The 22,692-nt window shown below is 48.3% G+C and carries 17 protein-coding genes; 14 read left to right on the top strand and 3 right to left on the bottom strand.

The genetic code is table 11. The annotated features are described in order from the left end of the window. Positions 1-38: 38 nt before the first annotated feature. The 14 genes from DW033_RS00830 (at position 39) to DW033_RS00765 (ending at position 17,995) form a co-directional block, all read left to right on the top strand. Entirely contained in the window at positions 39-452 is a 414-nt protein-coding gene (locus tag DW033_RS00830) for a D-Ala-D-Ala carboxypeptidase family metallohydrolase (RefSeq protein ID WP_122382294.1), read from the top strand. 138 nt (positions 453-590) lie between these two features. Further along, positions 591-2,144 (top strand): SLC13 family permease, encoded by a 1,554-nt coding sequence (locus DW033_RS00825; protein ID WP_005862792.1) that lies wholly within the window; start codon positions 591-593, stop codon positions 2,142-2,144. Further along, positions 2,132-2,743: an adenylyl-sulfate kinase gene (cysC, locus tag DW033_RS00820; protein WP_005862790.1), complete on the top strand. Its 612-nt coding sequence runs from the start codon at positions 2,132-2,134 to the stop codon at positions 2,741-2,743. Before DW033_RS00825 ends, cysC begins: the two co-directional genes overlap by 13 nt. Before the next feature lie 8 nt (positions 2,744-2,751). After that, the gene (gene cysD, locus DW033_RS00815; RefSeq protein WP_005857432.1) at positions 2,752-3,660 is read left to right on the top strand and encodes a sulfate adenylyltransferase subunit CysD; all 909 of its coding nucleotides are present in this window, start codon (positions 2,752-2,754) and stop codon (positions 3,658-3,660) included. A gap of 12 nt (positions 3,661-3,672) precedes the next feature. Next, entirely contained in the window at positions 3,673-5,115 is a 1,443-nt protein-coding gene (cysN, locus tag DW033_RS00810) for a sulfate adenylyltransferase subunit CysN (RefSeq protein WP_005857430.1), read from the top strand. Positions 5,116-5,118: 3 nt separating this feature from the next. Continuing rightward, complete coding sequence (locus tag DW033_RS00805; RefSeq protein ID WP_005857428.1) at positions 5,119-6,222, top strand: sulfotransferase; 1,104 nt, start codon at positions 5,119-5,121, stop codon at positions 6,220-6,222. 36 nt (positions 6,223-6,258) lie between these two features. Further along, complete coding sequence (locus tag DW033_RS00800; RefSeq protein WP_005857426.1) at positions 6,259-7,242, top strand: PCMD domain-containing protein; 984 nt, start codon at positions 6,259-6,261, stop codon at positions 7,240-7,242. Position 7,243: 1 nt separating this feature from the next. Continuing rightward, entirely contained in the window at positions 7,244-9,238 is a 1,995-nt protein-coding gene (gene ligA, locus DW033_RS00795) for an NAD-dependent DNA ligase LigA (RefSeq protein ID WP_005857423.1), read from the top strand. Then, positions 9,239-9,760: a hypothetical protein gene (locus DW033_RS00790; RefSeq protein ID WP_005857421.1), complete on the top strand. Its 522-nt coding sequence runs from the start codon at positions 9,239-9,241 to the stop codon at positions 9,758-9,760. A gap of 52 nt (positions 9,761-9,812) precedes the next feature. Then, positions 9,813-10,706 carry a 4-hydroxy-tetrahydrodipicolinate synthase gene (dapA, locus tag DW033_RS00785; RefSeq protein WP_122370351.1) on the top strand — a complete coding sequence of 298 codons (894 nt, stop codon included), beginning with the start codon at positions 9,813-9,815 and terminating at the stop codon, positions 10,704-10,706. Positions 10,707-10,920: 214 nt separating this feature from the next. After that, complete coding sequence (locus DW033_RS00780; protein WP_122382293.1) at positions 10,921-15,231, top strand: CusA/CzcA family heavy metal efflux RND transporter; 4,311 nt, start codon at positions 10,921-10,923, stop codon at positions 15,229-15,231. A gap of 18 nt (positions 15,232-15,249) precedes the next feature. Continuing rightward, the gene (locus tag DW033_RS00775) at positions 15,250-16,176 is read left to right on the top strand and encodes an efflux RND transporter periplasmic adaptor subunit (RefSeq protein ID WP_048928420.1); all 927 of its coding nucleotides are present in this window, start codon (positions 15,250-15,252) and stop codon (positions 16,174-16,176) included. Next, complete coding sequence (locus DW033_RS00770) at positions 16,173-17,234, top strand: sensor histidine kinase (protein WP_122382292.1); 1,062 nt, start codon at positions 16,173-16,175, stop codon at positions 17,232-17,234. The genes DW033_RS00775 and DW033_RS00770 overlap by 4 nt, the downstream gene beginning before the upstream one ends. Beyond that, the gene (locus DW033_RS00765; protein ID WP_122382291.1) at positions 17,231-17,995 is read left to right on the top strand and encodes a LytTR family DNA-binding domain-containing protein; all 765 of its coding nucleotides are present in this window, start codon (positions 17,231-17,233) and stop codon (positions 17,993-17,995) included. The genes DW033_RS00770 and DW033_RS00765 overlap by 4 nt, the downstream gene beginning before the upstream one ends. On the opposite strand, the gene DW033_RS00760 is transcribed toward DW033_RS00765, so the two are convergent. The 3 genes from DW033_RS00760 to DW033_RS00750 all read right to left on the bottom strand — a co-directional run bounded on the left by DW033_RS00760 (position 17,990) and on the right by DW033_RS00750 (position 22,610). Next, on the bottom strand, positions 17,990-20,059 hold the full coding sequence (locus DW033_RS00760) for a sensor histidine kinase (RefSeq protein ID WP_048928422.1): 2,070 nt from the start codon (positions 20,057-20,059) through the stop codon (positions 17,990-17,992). The two genes, DW033_RS00765 and DW033_RS00760, sit on opposite strands and share 6 nt — an antisense overlap. Before the next feature lie 80 nt (positions 20,060-20,139). Next, positions 20,140-21,909: an ATP-binding protein gene (locus DW033_RS00755; RefSeq protein WP_048928423.1), complete on the bottom strand. Its 1,770-nt coding sequence runs from the start codon at positions 21,907-21,909 to the stop codon at positions 20,140-20,142. 14 nt (positions 21,910-21,923) lie between these two features. Then, positions 21,924-22,610 (bottom strand): response regulator transcription factor, encoded by a 687-nt coding sequence (locus DW033_RS00750; protein ID WP_005857410.1) that lies wholly within the window; start codon positions 22,608-22,610, stop codon positions 21,924-21,926. Positions 22,611-22,692 lie beyond the last annotated feature (82 nt).

Below are 22,692 nucleotides of genomic sequence, written 5' to 3'. Positions count from 1 at the left end.
CACAAATCATATCACGAATAAAATACCTGTTTAGCAACATGAATAAAAATAATCAAATCTCAAAAAATTTTACAGTAGAAGAGTTCACATATAGTCGTAAAGCCATAGAGAACGGTATCGACAACATGCCCGGCGAATCTCAGATAGCTGCTATCCGGCTGCTTATCACGCAATTGATCCAGCCTTTGCGAGACCGCCTCGGCGAGCCTATCGCCATTACCAGCGGCTATCGTTGCCCGGAGGTAAATCGCTTGGTAGGCGGTGTCGTCAACTCCCAGCACACAAGGGGCGAGGCCGCCGATTGCTACGCCGCCTGCGGCCCGGAGCGATTGCTGGAAGTATTGATAGATAGCGGCCTGTCGTTCGACCAAGCGATCGTGTACAGGAAAAAGAAATTCTTGCACTTGTCTTACAAAAATGGAGCGAACAGGAAACAAATAATTCGAGAATGACAGCTCTGGATATACGCAATAAGTTGGCCCAGAATCAATCATTATTGGTCTATATCCCATATAATCCTAAAAATAGGTTAGCGAAAGGAGTGCGCACTTGAGTATTCTTATTATTTTTGCGCTCTTAAAAGTAAATACATGAATTTTGATATAGTGTTTGTGTTGCTGGCCCTGATCGGCATGATCGCAGCCTTGGTATGGGATAAGATGCGGCCGGGAATGGTTCTTCTGACAGTGGTCGTGTTTTTTCTCTGCGTAGGCATTCTTACTCCCAAGGAGATGCTGGAGGGCTTTAGCAATAAAGGGATGATAACCGTAGCCATGCTCTTCCTTGTCAGTGAGGGAGTGCGGCAGAGCGGGGCTTTAGGCCAATTGATCAAGAAACTGCTTCCCGAGGGGAAGACCACCGTCTTCAAGGCGCAGGCGAGGATGCTCCCGCCCGTGGCTTTCGTGTCGGCGTTCCTGAATAATACGCCGGTGGTGGTTATTTTTGCCCCGATCATCAAGCGATGGGCGGAGGCGGTGAGGCTTCCGGCCACGAAATTCTTGATCCCTCTCTCGTATGTCACGATATTGGGCGGTATATGTACCTTGATCGGTACTTCTACGAATCTGGTGGTGCACGGCATGATTCTGGAGGCGGGATATGAGGGCTTTACGATGTTTGAGCTGGGGAAAGTCGGTATTTTTATCGCTATCGCCGGTATTTTATATTTGTTCGCTTTCTCGAATAAACTGCTTCCGGACTCGAGGACGGATACGGTATCCGAAGACGGGGAGGATGAGAATCCCGGGAATTTCCACCGGGTGGAGGCCGTGCTGGGCGCACGCTTCCCGGGTATCAACAAGACCTTGGGAGAGTTTAACTTTACCCGCCATTACGGGGCGATCGTGAAAGAGGTGAAAAGCGGCGGACAGCGTTTTACCCGTAATCTGGATACGGTGGTGTTGCATGAGGGCGATACCTTGGTGTTGTGGGCGGACGATTCTTTTATCCCTACATGGGGTGAGTCTAGTGTCTTCTTGATGTTGGCGAATGGTAATGAGGCAACGGAGCCGGTATCGAGGAAGAAACGTTGGCTGGCTTTAGGACTGTTGATCTTTATGATTACGGGGGCGACGGTAGGAGAGTTGCCAGTCGTGAAAGAGGCCGTTCCAAGTATGCGCTTGGATATGTTCTTCTTTGTCTGCATTACGACAATCATCATGGCGTGGACTAAGATCTTCCCGCCGAAGAAATACACGAAATACATCTCTTGGGATATCTTGATAACGATCGCTTGTGCCTTCGCTATCAGCAAGGCCATGGAGAATTCCGGCTTTGCCTCCATGATAGCCCGCCATATAATTAGTATGGCCGACGATTTAGGACCGTATGCGTTGCTGGCGATTATATTTATTATTACCAATATATTTACGGAGTTGATCACGAACAACGCCGCGGCGGCATTGAGTTTCCCGATCGCCTTGTCGGTGGCTACGCAATTAGGCGTTGATCCGACCCCATTCTTTGTCGTGATCTGTATGGCGGCGTCGGCTAGTTTCAGTACGCCGATCGGCTACCAGACCAACCTGATCGTACAAGGCGTGGGAGGCTATAAGTTCACGGATTTCGTGAAGGTGGGCCTGCCCTTGAACTTGATCACGTTCTTGATCTCCGTGTTTGTAATACCTATGATATGGAAGTTTTAGAAAATAATATCTATCCGATTTTCGACCGTATGCTGGGTCGTGAGGATAAAGAGGCGCTTCTGGGGCAAAGGGGAGTGATGGTGTGGTTCACGGGTTTGAGTGGCTCGGGGAAAAGCACGATCGCTATCGCCTTGGAGCGTGAGTTGCATAAACGGGGATTGCTTTGCCGCATCCTCGACGGGGATAATATCCGTAGTGGTATCAACAATAATCTCGGGTTCTCGCCGGAGGACCGGGTGGAGAATATACGCCGGATCGCCGAGGTGGGTAAACTGTTTGTCGATACGGGTGTTATAACCATAGCGGCTTTTATCAGCCCGAACAACGAGTTGAGAGAGATGGCGTCCGCTATCATCGGTAAAGCGGATTTCTTGGAGGTTTACGTAAGTACGCCGCTCGCCGAGTGCGAACGCCGTGACGTGAAAGGCCTGTATGCCAAGGCCCGGAAAGGCGAGATCAAGGAGTTTACCGGGGTTTCCGCCCCGTTCGAGGCGCCGGAGCGTCCGGACCTGTCCTTGGATACCTCCGTATTGAGCGTGGAGCAATCCGTGAGCCGGTTGTTGGAGTTGATCATACCGAAAGTAGAAATTAAACACTGAAAAAAGATATGTCTGATTACAAGTTAAGTCATTTACAGGAGCTGGAGGCCGAGTCTATCCACATCATCCGTGAGGTAGCCGCCGAGTTCGAGAATCCTGTTATGCTTTATTCCATCGGGAAGGATTCTTCCGTGATGGTCCGTCTGGCCGAGAAGGCTTTCGCTCCGGGTAAGGTTCCTTTCCCGTTGATGCACATCGATTCGAAATGGAAGTTTAAGGAGATGATAGAGTTCCGTGATTCTTATGCGAAGAAATTCGGCTGGAACTTGATCGTGGAGTCTAATATGGAGGCTTTCCACGCGGGCGTGGGCCCGTTCACGCATGGAAGCAAGGTGCATACGGACTTGATGAAGACGCAGGCTTTGCTTCATGCCTTGGATAAATATAAGTTCGACGCCGCTTTCGGCGGCGCCCGCCGTGACGAGGAGAAGAGCCGTGCGAAAGAACGTATCTTCTCGTTCCGCGATAAGTTCCATCAATGGGACCCGAAGAACCAGCGCCCGGAGTTGTGGGATATCTATAACGCCCGTGTGCATAAGGGCGAGAGCATCCGTGTATTTCCGCTATCGAACTGGACGGAGCTGGATATCTGGCAATATATCCGTCTGGAGAATATCCCGATCGTTCCCCTGTATTTCGCCAAGGAGCGTCCGTGCGTGGAGATCGACGGTAATTTGATCATGGCGGACGACGACCGCTTGCCGGAGCAATACCGGGACCAGATCCGTATGCGTATGGTCCGTTTCCGTACGTTGGGCTGCTGGCCGCTGACCGGCGCCGTGGAGAGCGAGGCGGATACGATCGAGAAAATCGTGGAGGAGATGATGACCACGACGAAGAGCGAGCGTACGACCCGTGTGATCGACTTCGATCAAGACGCTAGTATGGAGCAGAAGAAACGGGAAGGGTATTTTTAACACAGAAGAGACATGGCAGATACAAAATTAAATATAAAGGAATTCCTAGATAAGGACGAGCAGAAGGACCTGCTGAGATTCTTGACCGCCGGCTCGGTGGATGATGGCAAATCGACCTTGATAGGCCGATTGCTGTTTGATAGTAAGAAAATATACGAGGATCAGTTGGATGCCTTGGAGCGTGACAGCAAGCGTATGGGCAACGCCGGCGAGCATATCGACTACGCTTTGTTGCTGGATGGCTTGAAGGCCGAGCGTGAGCAAGGTATCACGATCGATGTGGCTTACCGCTATTTCAGCACGAACAACCGTAAGTTCATCATCGCCGACACCCCGGGGCACGAGCAGTACACCCGGAATATGATCACGGGTGGTTCCACGGCGAATCTGGCGATCATCTTGGTGGATGCCCGCACGGGCGTGATCACGCAAACCTGCCGTCACACCTATCTGGTATCTTTGCTGGGGATCAAACATGTGGTACTGGCCGTGAATAAGATGGACTTGGTGGACTTCGACAAGGATACGTTCGACCGGATCGTGGCGGATTATAAACGTTTCGTGGAGCCGCTGGATATCCCGGATATCACGTATATCCCCTTATCGGCCTTGGATGGCGATAACGTGGTGGAGAAGAGTGATCGTACGCCTTGGTACGAGGGTACGTCTTTATTGGATTATCTGGAGAACGTGCCTATCGACTTGGATCGTAACTACGAGGACTTCCGTTATCCGGTGCAATACGTGTTGCGCCCGAATCTGGATTTCCGTGGGTTTAGCGGCAAGGTGGCTAGCGGTATCGTGCGTAAGGGAGATACGGTGATGGCGTTGCCTTCCGGGAAGACCTCGAAGGTAAAGAGCATCGTCACCTACGAGGGTGAGTTGGAGCAGGCTTTCCCGCCTCAATGTATTACGATCACCTTGGAGGACGAGATCGATATCTCCCGTGGGGAGATGCTGGTGCACCCGGATAACTTGCCGATCCGCGACCGTAATTTCGAGGCCATGCTGGTGTGGATGGATGAGGAAGCCATGGACGTGAACAAGCAGTTCTACATCAAGCAGACCACTCATACGACACGTGCCCGTGTGGATAGTATCCGCTATAAGGTGAACGTGAACACGATGGAGCAGTCTTCCGTGGATCATCTGGAGCTGAACGAGATCGGCCGTGTGGTATTTACTACCGGCAAGGAGTTGTTCTTCGATCCGTATAGGAGGAATAAGCAGACCGGCTCGTTTATCTTGATCGATCCGATTACGAATAATACGTCCGCCGTGGGTATGATCATCGACCGTGTGGACGCTAAAGATATGGTGACGGAAGACGCTTTGGCTACCTTGAACCTCCCGGAGATGGGAATCGGAGAGGAGCATTATGAGGCGATCCGTAAGGTTTGTGAGGAGTTGGGCCGGCAGGGCGTATCTGTGAAATGTATAACGGAAAAACGATAGGATATGGGATTGTTGGAGTTTGATAAGCTACCGATCAATACGTTGGTCGGGGCGGATTGGGATACGTTCAGGAAGGTGACGGCCCGGCAGCAGATAGACAAGGGCTTTAAGGGTAAGTATCGCCTTACGACCGGTGTTTGCCGCCTGTTGAGCGCCTTGAAGCCGATCGAGGATAGCCGGTTCAAGAAATTGGCCGATAAGCCGCTCGAGATGGACCCCTTGTTTATCTTGGGGCATTGGCGGAGTGGTACGACTTTTGTTCATAACATCTTCGCCTGCGATAAGCATTTCGGTTATACCACGACGTACCAGACGGTATTCCCGCACCTGATGCTCTGGGGGCAGCCTTTCTTCAAGAAGAACATGGCTTTCTTGATGCCGGATAAGCGTCCGACCGATAATATGGAGTTGAAGGTGGATCTTCCGCAAGAGGAGGAGTTCGCCTTGTCGAACATGATGCCTTATACATATTATAATTTCTGGTTCTTCCCGAAACGCTGGATGGAGTATTGCGATCGTTACTTATTGTTTAACGATATCACGGAGGAGGAGCGGCGGATCTTCATGGATACTTTCATGCGTCTGGTTAAGGTTTCCCTCTGGAATACGAACGGTACGCAGTATTTGAGCAAGAACCCACCGCATACGGGGCGTGTGAAGACATTGCTGGAGATGTTCCCGAACGCTAAGTTCATCTACTTGAAGCGAAATCCGTATACGGTATTCGAGAGTACCCGCAGTTTCTTTACGAATACGATCCAGCCATTGCGTTTGCAGGATATCACGAACGAGCAGATCGAGGCGAACTTCATCGAGGTATATCGCCGTCTTTTCTACAAGTACGAGGAAGAGAAGCACCTGATACCGGAAGGCAATCTGGTGGAAGTGAAGTTCGAGGATTTCGAGAAAGACGCTTTCGCCATGACGGAAAATATTTACGGGTCATTAAACTTACCCGGCTTTAAGGAGTCTAAGGCGGATATAGAGAAGTATCTGGGCAAGAAGAAGGGCTACAAGAAGAACCAATACAAGTACGAGGATCGTACGGTCCGGCTCGTAGAGGAAAATTGGGGCATGGCCTTGAAGGAATGGGGCTATAGCTTATAAATAAAAGGGTTAGATAGGTATTAAATTGATAGAGGGATGGGTTTGAGTTTAAGAAAGAAAGCGTTATTTTTGGCAATCGCTTGTATGCCTTTGTCCGTGGTTCTCGCGGACGGGGATGGGGTGACATCGGAGAATGTGGTGCCCTTCGCTTATGGAGACATGGATAATTGGATTGTCCGTGAGATTCATGAGTCTGGCATTATCGGGGGAAATACGAAATGGCTTTATGAGCTGGGGCCCTCGGATACGATTGTCGGTAATACGGCGTTTCGTAATATGGGCGGTTCTCCGTGGGCTACTTCCAACGTGATGGCGAAAGTGGCGGGAGTGGTGAAAACCAATACGTCTGTTTTCCCGGAGAAACGGGGGGATGGGATGTGCGCCCGCATGGAGACCCGTTATGAGAGCGTGAAGGTTTTCGGTTTGGTGGATATCGAGGTGATCGCCGCCGGCTCCGTTTTCTTGGGTACGGTGCATGAGCCGATCAAGGGAACAAAAAACCCTCAAGCGATGTTACAATCAGGAGTGCCTTTCTCCAAGAAGCCGAAAGCGTTGCGGTTTGATTATAAGGTGAAAGCCGCTCCCGAGAAGAATCGGGTACGTAGTACGGGGTTCAGCCGTAAGAGTACGGTGGCCGGGCAGGATTCCTTGGCGGTGATCTTGTTGTTGCAGAAACGATGGGAAGACGAGGAAGGGAATGTTTATTCCAAGCGGGTCGGTACGATGGTGCAACGCTATACGGAATCTACCCCTGATTGGGTAAATGACGCTACTTACCCGATCCTTTATGGAAATATAACATCCAAGCCCGAATATAAACCGTATATGCGTATACAAGTAGAGGAACGTTATACGTTAAATAGTAAAGGAAAAAGCGTTCCTATCCAAGAGGTAGGCTGGGCGGAGCCGGGCGAGGCACCTACGCATATGGTGTTGCAGTTCACCTCCAGCCACGGAGGGGCCTATATCGGCTCTCCGGGAAATACGTTTTGGATAGACAACGTAGAATTAATATACTAATATGGTCGAAGCAAAGATAAAAGCCCTGCGTGATGAGCTGGAGCGGCATAATTATAATTATTATGTGCTTTCGGCACCGACAATATCAGACTTTGAGTTTGATAAGATGATGAAAGAGTTGCAGGAACTGGAGGCGGCGCATCCCGAGTTCGCCGATCCGGATTCCCCGACCCGGAGGGTGGGGAGCGACCTCTCGAAAGAGTTTGAGCAAGTGGTACATAAATATCCGATGCTTTCGTTGGGTAATACGTACTCCGAGGATGAGATCCGAGATTTTTATGATCGTACGGTCCGCTCCTTGAATGAGCCTTTCGAGATTGTGGCGGAGCTTAAATATGATGGCACTTCTATCTCTTTGACCTATGAGAAAGGACGCTTGACGCGTGCCGTGACCCGTGGCGACGGTACTCGTGGTGATGACGTGACGGCGAATATCAAGACCATCCGTTCGGTTCCATTAAGACTCCGGGGTTCTGATTTTCCGGAGGAGTTCGAGATCCGTGGCGAGGTATTGCTGCCTTGGGCGGAGTTTGATCGCTTGAATAAGGAACGGGAGGAGCAGGAGGAACCCTTGTTCGCCAATCCTCGCAATGCCGCTTCCGGTACGTTGAAACAGCAGAATCCGGCTATCGTGGCCTCCCGTAAGCTGGATGCTTATTTCTATTATTTATTGGGTGAGAACCTGCCGGCCGAAGGGCATTATGAGAATTTGCAGGCGGCTCGCGCATGGGGTTTTAAGATTCCGGACGTGATCCGTAAATGCCAGAGCCTACAGGATATATTCGATTATATCGCTTATTGGGATGTGGAACGTAAGAACCTGCCCGTGGCGACGGATGGAATCGTGTTGAAGGTAAACTCGCTTCGTCAGCAGAGGAACTTAGGTTTTACGTCGAAAAGCCCTCGCTGGGCGATCGCTTATAAGTTTCAGGCAGAGCGTGCCGAGACTCGCTTGAACTCGGTCTCTTTCCAAGTGGGACGGACGGGGACGGTCACTCCGGTGGCGAACCTCGAGCCCGTATTGTTGGCGGGGACGGTGGTGAAGCGGGCTTCCTTGCATAACGCCGATATTATCGAGGGGCTTGACTTGCATATCGGCGACCAAGTGTATGTGGAGAAAGGCGGGGAGATCATCCCGAAGATCGTGGGAGTGAACGTGGAGGCTCGTTCGATGCTGATGGGGGATAAGGTCCGCTTTATCCGTGTGTGTCCGGAGTGCGGGACTCCTTTGGTGCGTCCGGAGGGAGAGGCGGCGCATTACTGTCCGAACGAGTCGGGCTGTCCTCCTCAGATCAAGGGGCGTATAGAGCATTTCGTGACCCGGAAGGCGATGAATATCAATATAGGCCCGGAAACGGTGGAGGATTTGTACAACGCCGGTTATGTCAAAGACTCGGCGGACTTATATACGTTGACGGTTGCCGATTTATTGCGTCTGGAACGGTGGGCGGAGAAGAGCGCCCAGAATCTGATGTCGAGTCTGGAGGAATCCAAGCAAGTTCCTTTTGAGAGGGTCTTGTTCGGTCTGGGGATTCGTTTCGTGGGAGAGACGGTCGCTAAACGCTTGGTCTCGGCTTTCCATTCGATCGAGGCATTGGAGCAGGCGTCCTTAGAGGATTTGGTAGCCGTGGACGAGATCGGCGAGCGGATCGCCCAGAGTGTATTGAGTTATTTCTCGGACGAGAAGAACCGTACGTTGGTGAACCGATTAAAGGAACAGGGCTTGCGGATGGCGGTTTCCGAGGAGCAATTGGCGAACCGTTCCGAGAAGTTGAAAGGATTGACGATCGTGATCAGCGGGACATTTTCCAAGCATTCACGTGACGAGTATAAGGCGATGATTGAGCAACATGGCGGCAAGAATAGCGGCTCCGTCTCAGGGAAGACCGATTATATCCTTGCCGGCGAGAATATGGGACCGGCCAAGCTGGAGAAAGCGGCGAAGCTGGGTGTGAAGATTATCAACGAGGATGCGTTCTTAAATATGCTGGAATAAATGTTCACCAATTATTTTATCAAGAAGAAGATACAGGCTTTAGTGTCGGACGCTGGGGGGCGTCCGCATCGTTCCCTTTCCTTGGATGAGGCACGTTCGCTTTTGGTCTTGTATAATATAGAGGATCACGAGGACGTCATGAGGGCCTTGGAGCCTTTGCGCAAGGCGAAGAAGGATATCAAGACGTGTGTGTATGTGCCGTCCGGAGGAGCGGATATTCCTTTCGACGATTCCAATATTCCTGTACATTCAAAGAGCGATCTCAACGCGTGGGGATTCCCTTCAGATAGTGTCTTGGAAAAGGTGGGCGCTCTCAAGGCGGATATCTTGATCGATATCACCCGGCCGGGTTGTTATGCCTTGCAATACATCGCTCTCCGGCATCCATCCGCCTTCAAGGTCGGGATTAAGTATCCGGGCCAAGAATGGTACGACTTAGGCTTGACTGTAACAGATAAGGACGATATTCAGTATTTATTCGGACAGATATTATTTTATTTGCGTTCCATCCGTGCTAAATGATATAATTTCCTTATTTTTGCAGTGCTAAATAACAAAAAGGAATATTTTCCCCATGGCAGACATAAATTTAAAAGGAATGGGTGTGGCGTTGATCACGCCATTCAAGGAAGATGAGAGTGTAGATTACGAGGCGTTAGGCAAGCTGGTGGATTATCAGGTGCAGAACGGTACGGATTATTTGGTAGTGCTGGGAACTACAGCGGAAACCCCTACACTTACGGAAGAAGAAAAGAAAAACATTATAAACTTGGTAGTGACTCGTGTACGGGGCCGTATCCCTATCGTATTAGGCGTGGGAGGTAATTGTACACGGTCGGTTGTCGAGAAATTGAAGACAGATAATTTCGAGGGTATCGACGCTATCCTCTCGGTCGTACCTTATTATAATAAGCCTTCCCAAGAAGGGATTTACCAGCATTACAAGGCGATCGCCAACGCTACTCATTTACCGATCGTACTCTATAACGTACCGGGGCGTACGGGTGTGAACATGACGGCCGAGACTACGCTTCGTATCGCCCGTGAGTTCGATAACGTGATCGCCGTGAAAGAGGCTTCCGGCAATATCACCCAGATGGATGATATCATCAAGAACAAGCCGGCCCGTTTCAACGTGATCTCCGGTGACGATGGTATTACTTTCCCTTTAATGACATTAGGTGCGGTGGGAGTGATCTCCGTGATCGGTAACGCCTTCCCTCGTGAGTTTAGCCGTATGGTACGTCTGGCCTTGGCGGGTGATTATGATAGCGCACGTACGATCCATCATAGCTTCACGGAGCTGTTCAGCCTGTTGTTCGTGGATGGAAATCCTGCCGGAGCGAAGAGTATGTTAAATATGATGGGCTTTATCGAGAATAAGCTTCGTTTGCCTTTGGTTCCTACACGTATCGTCACGTATGAGAAGATCCGTGAGGTGTTGCGACAGTTGAGCATTAAGTGCTGATCCGCTTTTAACGGCAACGATTCTTATTATTTATATAGGATAACAAAAGGGGCTTCATGTGTCATAGAGGGCATGTGAAGCCTTTTTCTATAGATATGCTCCAACTCCTCATACCGATACTTCAACCTTGATTTCGGTCACTTCATTATTTTATGTCGGGCAGGCAAACGCTTACCTTTTATTTTTGTAACCATTATATTAAATAAATGAAGTGATGTTTAAAGCGATTGTCCATTTTTCTATTCAGAAGAAACTATTCGTTGGGTTGACAACCTTGTTTCTGCTTCTGGGGGGAATCTATGCCATGATGACTTTACCGATAGATGCCGTACCGGATATAACGAACAATCAAGTGCAAATCGTGACGGTATCGCCAACCTTGGCCCCGCAAGAGGTAGAGCAATTGATCACCATGCCTATCGAGATAGCGATGAGTAATATCATGAACGTGGAAGAGATCCGCTCCGTTTCCCGCTTTGGCCTGTCATTGGTAACGGTCGTGTTTAAGGAAAGCGTGCCTACCTTGGATGCCCGCCAACTTATAAACGAGCAGATACAAACCGTGGCGGGAGAAATCCCCACGGAACTGGGTACGCCGGAGCTGATGCCTATCACGACCGGCTTGGGCGAGATTTATCAATATGTATTGAGCGTGGAGCCCGGTTATGAGGAGAAATACGACGCCATGGAACTCCGTACCATTCAGGACTGGATCGTGAAACGGCAACTGAGCGGTATACCGGGTATCGTGGAGATCAATAGCTTTGGCGGCTATCTGAAACAGTATGAGGTGGCGGTAGATCCGGATGCCCTTTATTCCTTGAATATTACGATCGGCGAGGTGTTCGAGGCACTCAACCGGAATAACCAGAATACAGGGGGCAGTTATATCGAGAAAATCAATAAGGCTTACTACATCCGTAGCGAGGGAATGATCGGCAAGATAAAGGACATCGAGCGCATTGTGATCACGAACCGTGGAGGGATACCGATTCATATAAGCGATGTCGGTTCGGTTCGCTTTGGTTCCGCCAAGCGTTTTGGCGCCATGACAAAGGATGGCGAGGGAGAGTGCGTGGGCGGTATCGCCATGATGTTGAAGGGTGCGAACGCCAATGTCGTGACCAAGGAACTGGAGGCACGGGTCGAAAGGGTACAGAAAATGTTGCCGGAAGGTGTTCGTGTAGAACCTTATTTGAATCGTTCCGAATTGGTAGACCGAAATATATCCACCGTGATCCGTAACTTGATAGAGGGAGCGTTGATCGTCTTTATCGTATTGATCATCTTCTTGGGGAATGTGCGGGCCGGCTTGATCGTGGCTTCCGTGATCCCGTTGGCGATGCTTTTCGCTTTTATCTTGATGCGTGTTTTCGGGGTCTCCGCCAACCTGATGAGTTTAGGGGCCATCGATTTCGGTATCGTGGTCGATGGATCGATCGTTATATTGGAGGGGATATTGGCGCATATCTATTCGAGGCGGTTGATGGGGCGTACGCTCTCTGCCGAGGAGATGGACCGGGAGGTCGAGGCCGGAGCCGGTCATGTCGCCCGGAGCGCTACCTTTGCCGTATTGATCATTTTGATCGTCTTCTTCCCGCTACTTACGCTGACCGGGATAGAGGGCAAATATTTTACCCCCATGGCGAAGACCTTGGTGTTTTGTATTATCGGGGCTTTGATCCTTTCGCTCACCTACGTGCCGATGATGGCCTCCCTGTTCCTAAAGCGTACGATCTCTTCGAAGCCTACATTCGCCGATCGTTTCTTCGGGAAATTAAACGGGGTTTACAGGCGTACGCTTCATTTCTGTCTGCGTCATATCTGGGGAACGATCGCTTGTTCTTTCGCGGCTCTGGCTGTGTCCCTTTTCTTATTCACGAGGTTAGGGGCGGAGTTTATCCCTACGCTGGATGAGGGGGATTTCGCCATGCAGATGACGCTTCCCGCCGGTAGTTCCCTGACGCATAGTATCGAGCTATCGAAGCAAGCGGAAGAGACCTTGATGAAGAATTTCCCGGAGATCAAGCATGTGGTAGCCAAGATCGGAACGGCCGAGGTTCCGACCGACCCGATGGCGGTGGAAGACGCGGATATCATGATCGTGATGAAACCTTTCAAGGAATGGACCTCGGCCTCCAGCCGTGCGGAGATGGTGGAGAAGATGAAGGCCTCCTTGGAACCGATTACGGGGGCGGAGTTTAATTTCAGCCAGCCGATCCAGCTTCGCTTCAATGAATTGATGACGGGAGCCAAGGCGGATATCGCGATCAAGCTATATGGAGAGGATATGGCGGAGCTTTATAAGAAGGCGAAGGAAGCCTCTCTTTTCGTGGAGCAAGTACCGGGAGCCGCCGATGTGATCGTGGAGCAGGCGATGGGGCTACCGCAATTGGTCGTACACTACGATCGTGCCAAGATCGCCCGTTACGGGATGAATATAGAGGAGTTGAACACGATCATCCGTACGGCTTATGCGGGAGAGGCGGCGGGTGTCGTTTTCGAGAATGAGCGACGTTTCGACTTGGTGCTTCGTCTGGATAACGATAAAGTGGCGGATCTGAATTTGGATAAGCTCTTTGTACGGACTGCCGAGGGAATCCAGATCCCGGTTAGCGAGGTCGCTACGATCGAGTTGGTCAACGGGCCTCTACAGATTAACCGGGATGCCACGAAACGCCGTATCGTGATCGGGGTGAATGTCCGTGACGCTGATATCCAGAAAGTCGTGCGTACTATCCAAGAAACCCTTGACAAGCATATCAAGCTGGAACCGGGATACTACTTTGAGTATGGCGGCCAGTTCGAGAACTTGCGGAACGCGATCGATACGCTTACGATCGTGATACCGGTTGCCTTGTCATTGATCTTATTGCTATTGTTCTTTGCCTTTAAGAGTGTTACCTACTCGCTGGTGGTATTTTCTACCGTCCCGTTATCCTTGATAGGGGGTATTCTGGCCCTTTGGTTACGAGGGTTGCCATTCAGTATATCGGCGGGGGTCGGCTTTATCGCCTTGTTTGGCGTAGCGGTTTTGAATGGTATATTAATGATTAATCATTTTAATAACTTACGGAAACAAACTAAATATCAAATGACAACGAACCGTATCCTCGCAAAAGGATGTCCGCATCTACTTCGCCCCGTATTCTTGACCGGCTTGGTAGCTTCTCTAGGATTCGTGCCGATGGCGATAGCGAAGTCCGCGGGTGCGGAGGTGCAACGTCCGTTAGCGACGGTCGTGATCGGAGGCTTGATTGTCTCCACGATCTTGACGTTGATTATTATCCCGGTATTTTATCGGTTGGTAAATAGCTCGGCCGCTTGGAAGCGCCAACGCTGGTTGAAGCGCCTATTGCCGTTTCTTCTTTTTTTAGGTATCTTATTCCCCACGCATGCCCAACAGACGGTGTCGTTGGAAGAAGCCGTGACGATCGCCTTGGAGAATCATCCTCGCCTGAAGACTGCCACGGCATCCATTGAACGTAGTCGTGCTTCACGGGGAGAGAGCTGGGAGGTGTCACCGACCACCTTTAATTATTCATGGGGACAGATCAACGGTGAGACACGAAACGACAATCAGATGGAGATCACGCAATCCTTAGGCTCTCTATTGACCCCATTTTATAAGAACGCCTTGGTGAACCGTCAAGTCGCCACGGGAGAATATTACCGGGACTTGGTGAAGAAGGAGATTACGGCCGAGGTAAAACGGGCATGGGCTTATTATCAATATGCCTTTCATCTATGTGCCTTGTATAAAGAGCAGATCGAGTGGGCCGGACGTTTGCGAAAGGCAAGTCAGTTGCGTTATGAGCAAGGGGATATCACGCTATTGGAGCGGAATATGTCATCTACCTTGGTCGCCGATCTGCAAACCCGTTTGTCGCAGGCGGAGGAGGAGTTGCAATTGGCTGCCCGTCGTTTCTCATGGACTTGTTATTCGGATTCCCCATTGCTGCCTATGGATACGACATTGGTTTTATTCCCCGCTCGCGTAGCCGAGATCGCTCCGTCCGATATCCATCTGAATTACTTCCGGAGCGTGGCCGATGAGAAGAAAGCCATGCTTCGTATCGAACGAAGCCGTTTCTTCCCGGAACTATCGGTAGGATATGTGCGTCAGAAAATAGCCCCGTTGAGCGGTCTGGACTCTTGGATGGTCGGGATCTCGTTCCCGGTATTGTTCTTCCCGCAGCATAGCCGGGTAAGGCAAGCGAAGATCGATTCCTATATCGCCCGCACGGAAGCGGAGAGCAACATCCGTCAGTTGAACAATAAGGTGGAGGAGTTGAGCGTCGCGCTTCGTAAGGAAGGAGAGCATATCCGCTATTATACGACCGGCGCTTTACCGGAAGCGGATGCTTTGTTGAAGAGCGCGACGGTACAGTTCAAAGAGAGCGAGACAGATATCACGCAGTTTGTTCAAAGCCTGAACGCCGCCCGGGAGATCCGGCGGGGATATATCGAGGCCGTATATGCCTATAATATATCGGCGCTTGAGTTGGAGTTGTATAGTAGATAACCAGAAAAATAGTATAAGATGAAAAAGATATGGATTCCTGCGGCTCTTATGGCATTGGCCGCATGCAGTATGACAAACAACGCGGAGAAAGGACAGGGCGATTCGCAAGACATAACTGCCCGGCCCGCTATTACTCAAGTAGCGGAAAGCGTACCGTCCGAACCATCCGTGGATAGCGTAGAGGTGGATGGGATTTCCTCGGCAACGGCCCTTCCGAATCACTCCTCTTTCAACGGGATCATGGTAGTTCCCCCGCAGCGGCAGGCTACGGTTACGTTGACGATGGGAGGCACGGTTCATGCTACTACGCTGCTTCCGGGCGATTATGTGAAGAAGGGCTCGGTGATCGTCAGCTTGGAGAATCCGGATTTTATCACGTTGCAACAGACCTATTTGGATGCCCATGCCCAAACGGAATACTTAGAGGCTGAGTATAAAAGGCAACAGCGTTTGAGTGAGCAAGAAGCGGCCTCGCAAAAACGTTTCCAGCAAAGCAAGGCGGATTATCTTTCCATGAAGAGCCGTCAAGATGCCGCCGCCGCGCAACTTGCTATCCTAGGTGTCTCCGCCGGCGATCTTCTGGAAGACGGTATCCAACCTTATTTGGAGGTAAAAGCGCCACTGAGCGGTTATGTCGCCGGGCTGTCCATTAATCTCGGTAAATACGTGAACGCGGGCGAACCGATCTGTGATGTGATCGATAAAGGCGAGACTCTTCTTTGCCTGACCGCTTATGAGAAGGATTTAGCGGACTTATCCATTGGGAACCAAGTGCAGTTCCGGGTGAATGGAATGGGGAAGGAGACCTTCCATGCGGTCTTGATCTCGATCGGACAGGAGGTGGACGAGACGAGCCGTTCCTTGGAAATGTACGCTCGGGTGAAAGAGACGAATCCCCGTTTTCGTCCCGGTATGTATGTTTCCGCACGGGTAGAGAAGAAATGACTATCTTTGTCTTCATGAAGAAAATGAATATAAAGAATAAATATGTGTTCTCGTTGGTCATCATATCGATCATGGTGGCCTTCTTGATCCATTTCCCGGAATTGGTGTCGTTGTTTGACGTTACCGGGCAGAACGCTCTTTTCCCGGATATGTCGGTATTGGATGTAGCGAATGAGGTCTTTTTCACCTTCGTGTCCCTCTTGCTGCTATTTGCGATGAACACGTATGTCTTTGGTTTCAATCGGCAGAAAGCGCGTATCTCTTGGCAGAAGGTCCTTCTCTCGTTCGTAATGACTTGGTGCGTGAATAATTTATTAGGAAAAGGTTTCGTGTTCTTGCACCATCAGTTTGATATTCCGGCGATCGACGCCTTGGTACATCATTATCTGCATCCGTTGAGGGATTTTATCATGTCGTGTGTCGTTACGGGTAGTTGCTATATGATTTACCTGATTCGTCAAAGCCAGCAAGTACAGGTCGAGAACCAGCAATTGCGGGCGGAGAATCTATTGAACCAATATGAGGCGTTGAAGAGTCAGCTTAATCCTCATATGTTATTTAATTCCTTGAATACGCTCCGTTCCTTGATCCGGGAGACTCCCGGGAAGGCACAAGAATATTTGCAGGAGTTATCCCGTGTCTTACGTTATACCTTGCAAGAGAATGAGTGCCGTAGTGTTACTTTACGGGAGGAGATGGATTTCGTGAACGCTTATATCTTCCTTTTGAAAATGCGCTATGAGGATAATCTGGTCTTCGATATAGACTTAGGGAAGGAGCACGAGTCTAAGCAACTGCCTCCTATGTCGGTGCAGCTTTTGATCGAGAACGCCGTGAAGCATAACGAGATCAGCAACCGCCATTCATTGACCATATCCGTTCGTTCGGACCATGATTCCTTGACGGTTAGCAATCCCATCCAACCGAAATTGACACATAGCGGAGGCACCGGTATTGGCTTGGTGAACCTGAGTAAACGTTATAACCTCTTGTATAAGAAAGATATTTCCATAAAAGAAGATGCTAGTATATTCAGCGTAACAATCCCTTTGATATGAAAGCTTTGATAATAGAAGACGAGAAAGCGGCTGTCCGTAATTTGATGGCATTGCAGGGAGAGGTTGATCCGGATATCGAGGTGATCGATGTCCTAGATAGTATTACGGATAGTGTTGAATGGTTTCAATCGCGTCCAATGCCGGAACTTATCTTTCTGGATATCCATTTGGCGGATGGTTCGGCCTTTGAGATCTTCGGTCATGTAGATATCTCTTGCCCGGTCATTTTCACGACAGCCTATGATGAATATGCGCTGAAAGCGTTTAAAGTGAATAGCGTAGATTATCTGCTGAAACCGATCGACGCGGATGATATACGGAAAGCTTTGGATAAGCTGTCACGGTTACAATCGACGGCTGTGGAGAAAGAAGCGATCGATTATTCCGCTGTCATGCAAGCCTTGAAGCGGGTGGAAGGATATAAAACGCATTTCTTGATCCCTATGAAAGGGGATAAGCTGCTACCTGTTTCCGTGGATATGATCTTATTTTTCTATATAGCGGACGGAAATGTAAAGGCAGTGATGACGGACGGGAAAGAATACCTTTTCACGCAGACCTTGGATGAGCTCGCCGATAGCCTTGATCCCGCCTTGTTCTTCCGGATCAATCGTCAATACTTGATATCCAGAAAGGCGGTGCAAGATATCGATCTCTGGTTTAACGGACGCCTTGCGATCAATTTGATCGTACCGACCTTGGACCGTATATTGGTTAGCAAGGCGAGAGTGCCGGATTTCAAGACGTGGTTTACGTCATGATGGATTATCAAGAGGGTTGTAGGGATGGAGTACGATGAACCGGGCTCCATGCTTATACGTCGGGTCTAATTGAATGGAGCCACCTAAATGCTCGATAATTGTTTGGCTGATGGATAACCCTAAGCCTGTACCCTGCGCGTATTCATCTACCTTTTCGAAACGCTCGAATATGGCTTTCTGCTTATCCTCCGGTATTCCACATCCGGTATCGGTTACGGTGATACGTACATGCTGCTTGTCCTCATCTATTTGATAAGATAGGTTGATCTCTCCTTCTTTCGTGAACTTGCAGGCATTGGTCAATAAGTTTATCAATAATTGTTGGAGACGTATCGAATCTGTCTGGATATGTAAGGGGTCTTCAGAAGGTGTATAGGTCAATTGAACACCCGGAAAGACCCGGTGCTCTACACTTGCTAAAGCGTTCCGGCAACAATCCGATAAGTTTGTCTTCTCTATAATGAACTTCATATTCCCGGATTCTAGGCGAGAAAGGTCAAGAATGTCATTTATCAGATTAAGTAATAAATAAGAGTTATTGTTGATAATGGAGAAAAACTCTTTCTTTTCGCCAGCGGAAATAGATTCATCGGATATTAATTCCGAAAAGCCGACAATCGCGTTAAGCGGCGTACGGATCTCATGGCTGATATTGGCGATAAACGTGCTTTTCATCTGGTTGGCGTGTTCCGCTATCTCTTTGGCTGTACGAAGTTGACGCTCGGACTCTACTAAGGCTTCCTTGTCTTCCATAAGTTCTCGTTGGTAGCGGCGTGCGGAGCGATAGGACTTGTATACGATGTATAGCATCACTAAAAGAACGATCGATACTACGAGTAGAATAATCATTAACAACCTTTGGGTATGCAGTTGTTGTTCACGTAGCTGTAGCTCGTATGCCTGCATCTCTTGATTGTTTAGATCATGTAATGTCCGGAGCTGATTGATCTGCCGGTTGAAGGCCTCGTCATGCAACATCTTGGTATGTTCTACAACTTCTCTACTAAATGCGAGCGCTTCTTTATAACGTCCCAATGCTTCGAGTATCTCGACTTTCAGCTCCGAGGTTCGTATATCTTCTTCTGTTAATTTATTTGTGTCTATGATATTCAGCGCCTTTCCATACTTACCTATTAAATAGTAATACTTGGCGAAAACGAAGTTGTAGCAGAATTCCGTATAATCATCTCCGGTTTTCTCTACGATCGGTGTCGCCTTCAACAAGGTCTCCAATGCTTTCTTGGGCTTGTCTTGAAGGACATACATATCCGCATAAAAAACATACATTAGCGCACGGCAACGATCCACGGGGAATGCGGTGCCTTGTTCTTCATTCTCTCTTTCCCTATCTTGGATCATTTCATCGTAACGGGTTAATAATTCCTCGGCCTCGGTGAAATGATCGGTTCGTAGATAAGATTCGATGAGGTTTCCCATGTATTGCATCTCGAATTTCGGATTGTCACCTCGTTTCTGTAATAAATCGAGACCTTCCCGATAAGCTACTATCGCGTCACTATCCCGATGTATTTCTTGATAGATTAAACCTAAGTTCTCATTGCAACAAATCAATCCATATTCACTCTTTGTATCACGGGCATAGTTGTATAGGCTGATCGCCCCGTTCATCGCTAACTCATAATTGCCGTCCCATAGATCCATTTGGCAAATGAATCCTCGCGCATCGAATAATGCGTCCGGAACCTCATTCTTGGCCGCGGCCAATGAATCTATCTTATGCGACCAGTAAATCAGGCTATCCCTGTTTTGTATATTGTAATAATGGCGGGATAAATTGGCCCATGCGTAATATAAGGAAGCATGACCTTTCGAAGTGGAGCTTGCCACATCTGCCATTTTGTTTAGGTAAACAATCTCCTTGGGCATTTGCCTGTACATTGTCGCTAAATCCTTATATAACTCGATCTGTTCATTTATGGCTGGCGAGGACTTTAATAGGGATAAAAGGCTGTCTTCCCTTTGTTGGGTAGTATAGGTGTTTTCCCCTAAAGAAAACATTGGGATCATTAAATAGATAAATAATACTAAATAGGTATTTCTCATGATATTGTATGATGTTCAATACAAAAATACATTTTAATATTAAATATCAAGCGTATGTTATGGAATTTTAGAGGTCTGCCTTATAGTTTCTTTTTCAAAGTGAAGAAAAAAGTAACCCCTTTTCCCGGACTGCTCTTCGCCGATATTTGTCCTTTATGAAAATTAACCCCGTTTTTAACGATGGATAATCCTAATCCGGTTCCTCCGATCTTACGACTGCGTCCCTTGTCTACCCGGTAGAAGCGCTCGAATATGCGATTGATATGTTCTTCCGGGATACCCACTCCATTATCGGAGAAGCTAAAGTAATAATATTTAGGATCTTCTTTATAGCAGTTGACGGTAATCCTTATGTTTTCTCCCGCATAAGCGATCGCATTGTCATATAGATTCCGGAATATGGAATAGAGTAGGGAGTTATTCCCGAACACGGTCGGATCTCCCGGGAGGATAATTTCCGACGTGATGTGTTTTTCTTCCATATCTTGGGAGCATTCTTTTTGTATCTCGGCGATAAGCTTCGTGATATTTACTTCCGTGAGGTCGAACATCTCGGATGCCTCGTCAAGTCTGTTTAATACGGAAATATCTCGTAATAATCCTGTAAGGCGGGTACTTTGGGAATAACAGCGTTCCAAGAAAAATTGACGTTTGTCCGAACTCAAATCTGGGTTGGATAGGATTGTTTCCAAATACCCTTGAATGCTGCTGACCGGTGTTTTCAGCTCGTGAGAGACGTTCTGCGTAAGCTGTCGTTTCATCCGGCTTTCTTCTTCTTGACGGGATATATCATTAATAGAGATCTCATAACTATTATCGAGGAATAAAATACATTCGATCAAGAATATTTTACCGTTCTTGTCAATAGTCACGGACTCTCTTAATACTTTCTTTTTCCGATTCAGATTCCGGATATTCTTATTCAAGAAGGTACGGATTGGTTCTAATTCGGCTATATCAGTAACGTCTTCCACTTGGTGGATCTGGGTGTCGGATATGACATTTATGAATTGAATGAATAGGATGTTAGAAAGAATCTCCCGCCCTTCACTTGTAAACATAGCGAAGCCTTCCTTGGAATATTGGAAATGTTTGATAAGCTTTTCCCGTTCCATGGATAACTCGTTTTTCGCTTTCTGTTGCCGATGGTATAAGGTTACGATATTCTGTGAGATATCACCTAGCTCATCATTCGGGAAAACATAATCGACCGCAGGCATTCGATCTTTCTCTACGTTTAAGGCGAAATCCCTTAGTTTGGATATCGTTTTACCTATGCTGAAAGTAAAACGGGAAAGGACAAAGAAGAAAATCAAGGTCATCAATGCCATGAAATAAATGAAGTCCTTGTTTACCGTCAATATCCCTCTTACATATGGATCATAGGGCAGGGCTGAGCGGTAAATATAACCTCCTATATTTGATGCCGAATAGAAATACCTTTTTCCCGTAGATTCCGAGGAACGGATAGCGAACCCTTCATTATATAATCGGGCTTTGCGTACCTCGCTCCGGTCGTTATGGTTATTAAACTCGTCCGTCCCGCTATTATCAAACAATACGTCGCCGGATGGATCTATAATGGTTACCCGCAAATCCTTTTGAGGGATATCGTCCATGAAACTTATTACGGTCTTGTTGATGTCCGTACTTTGTTGGCATTTGCGGAATAATTGGTAATTATAGTTACTCAACACATTGTTCAACTTTTCTTGCGCGAACTCCCTTTCCCGCTGATATTGGAATAGCAGGAAACAGACCGTAAAGCCCAAGAACATAAAAAAGACCGACCAGAAAAGCCGTTGGCTAAACGGTATCCGGTGTCTTTTCTCACCATCTATCTTTACCATGATTCACGACAATATTAGCATTCAAAACAATAACCGAAACCTAAGCGAGTTACGATGTTCTTTCCATAAGGACCTATTTTCTTACGTAACCGGGTGATGTTGACATCGATGGTACGGTCTAGAACATATACCTCGTCTTTCCAGATGCGAGATAGTATTTCCTCTCTGGAGAAGACGTTCCCTTTATTTTCCAATAGAAGTTTTAGTATCTCAAACTCTTTTTTGGTCAATGGAACTTCCACCCCGTCTACCGTAGCCTTGATGCGTTTCGTATCAAGAGCTAATGTCTCATACTCGAGTTTCTCAATCTCTTTTTCTTTTGATTTCTCGGAAGTTCTTCTTAGTACGGCCTTAACACGCGCTATCACTTGGCGGATGGAGAAAGGCTTGGAGATATAGTCATCCGCCCCGAGATTGAACCCTGTGAGCATATCGTTCTCCGTATCTTTGGCCGTGAGGAAGATGATAGGGGTATTGGCCGTCTTCTCATCTTGTCGCAGGATACGTGCCATCTTGAAACCGGAGATTTCTCCCATCATGACATCCAACAATAATAAATTGTAAACGGTCAGATCCTTTTTTAATGCCTCTTCCGCACTATAGGCGGTATCTACTTCATAACCTTCTATTTCTAAGTTGAATTTAAGGATCTCACACAAATCCTCTTCATCATCCACTACAAGAATACGAGTTGTTGCCATAAGCTGTTCTGTTTTTAAAAGAGTGCCTTACGGCTCTCCATATACAAATATAATTATTTTTGGCAAAGAACGGATATTCTTA

Origin of the sequence: Parabacteroides sp. AF39-10AC (genome assembly GCF_003635405.1) — a bacterium.
In the GTDB taxonomy this organism is placed as follows: domain Bacteria; phylum Bacteroidota; class Bacteroidia; order Bacteroidales; family Tannerellaceae; genus Parabacteroides; species Parabacteroides distasonis.
Note: the sequence above shows the minus strand (reverse complement) of the source record. Positions and strands in the feature narration are given on the sequence as shown.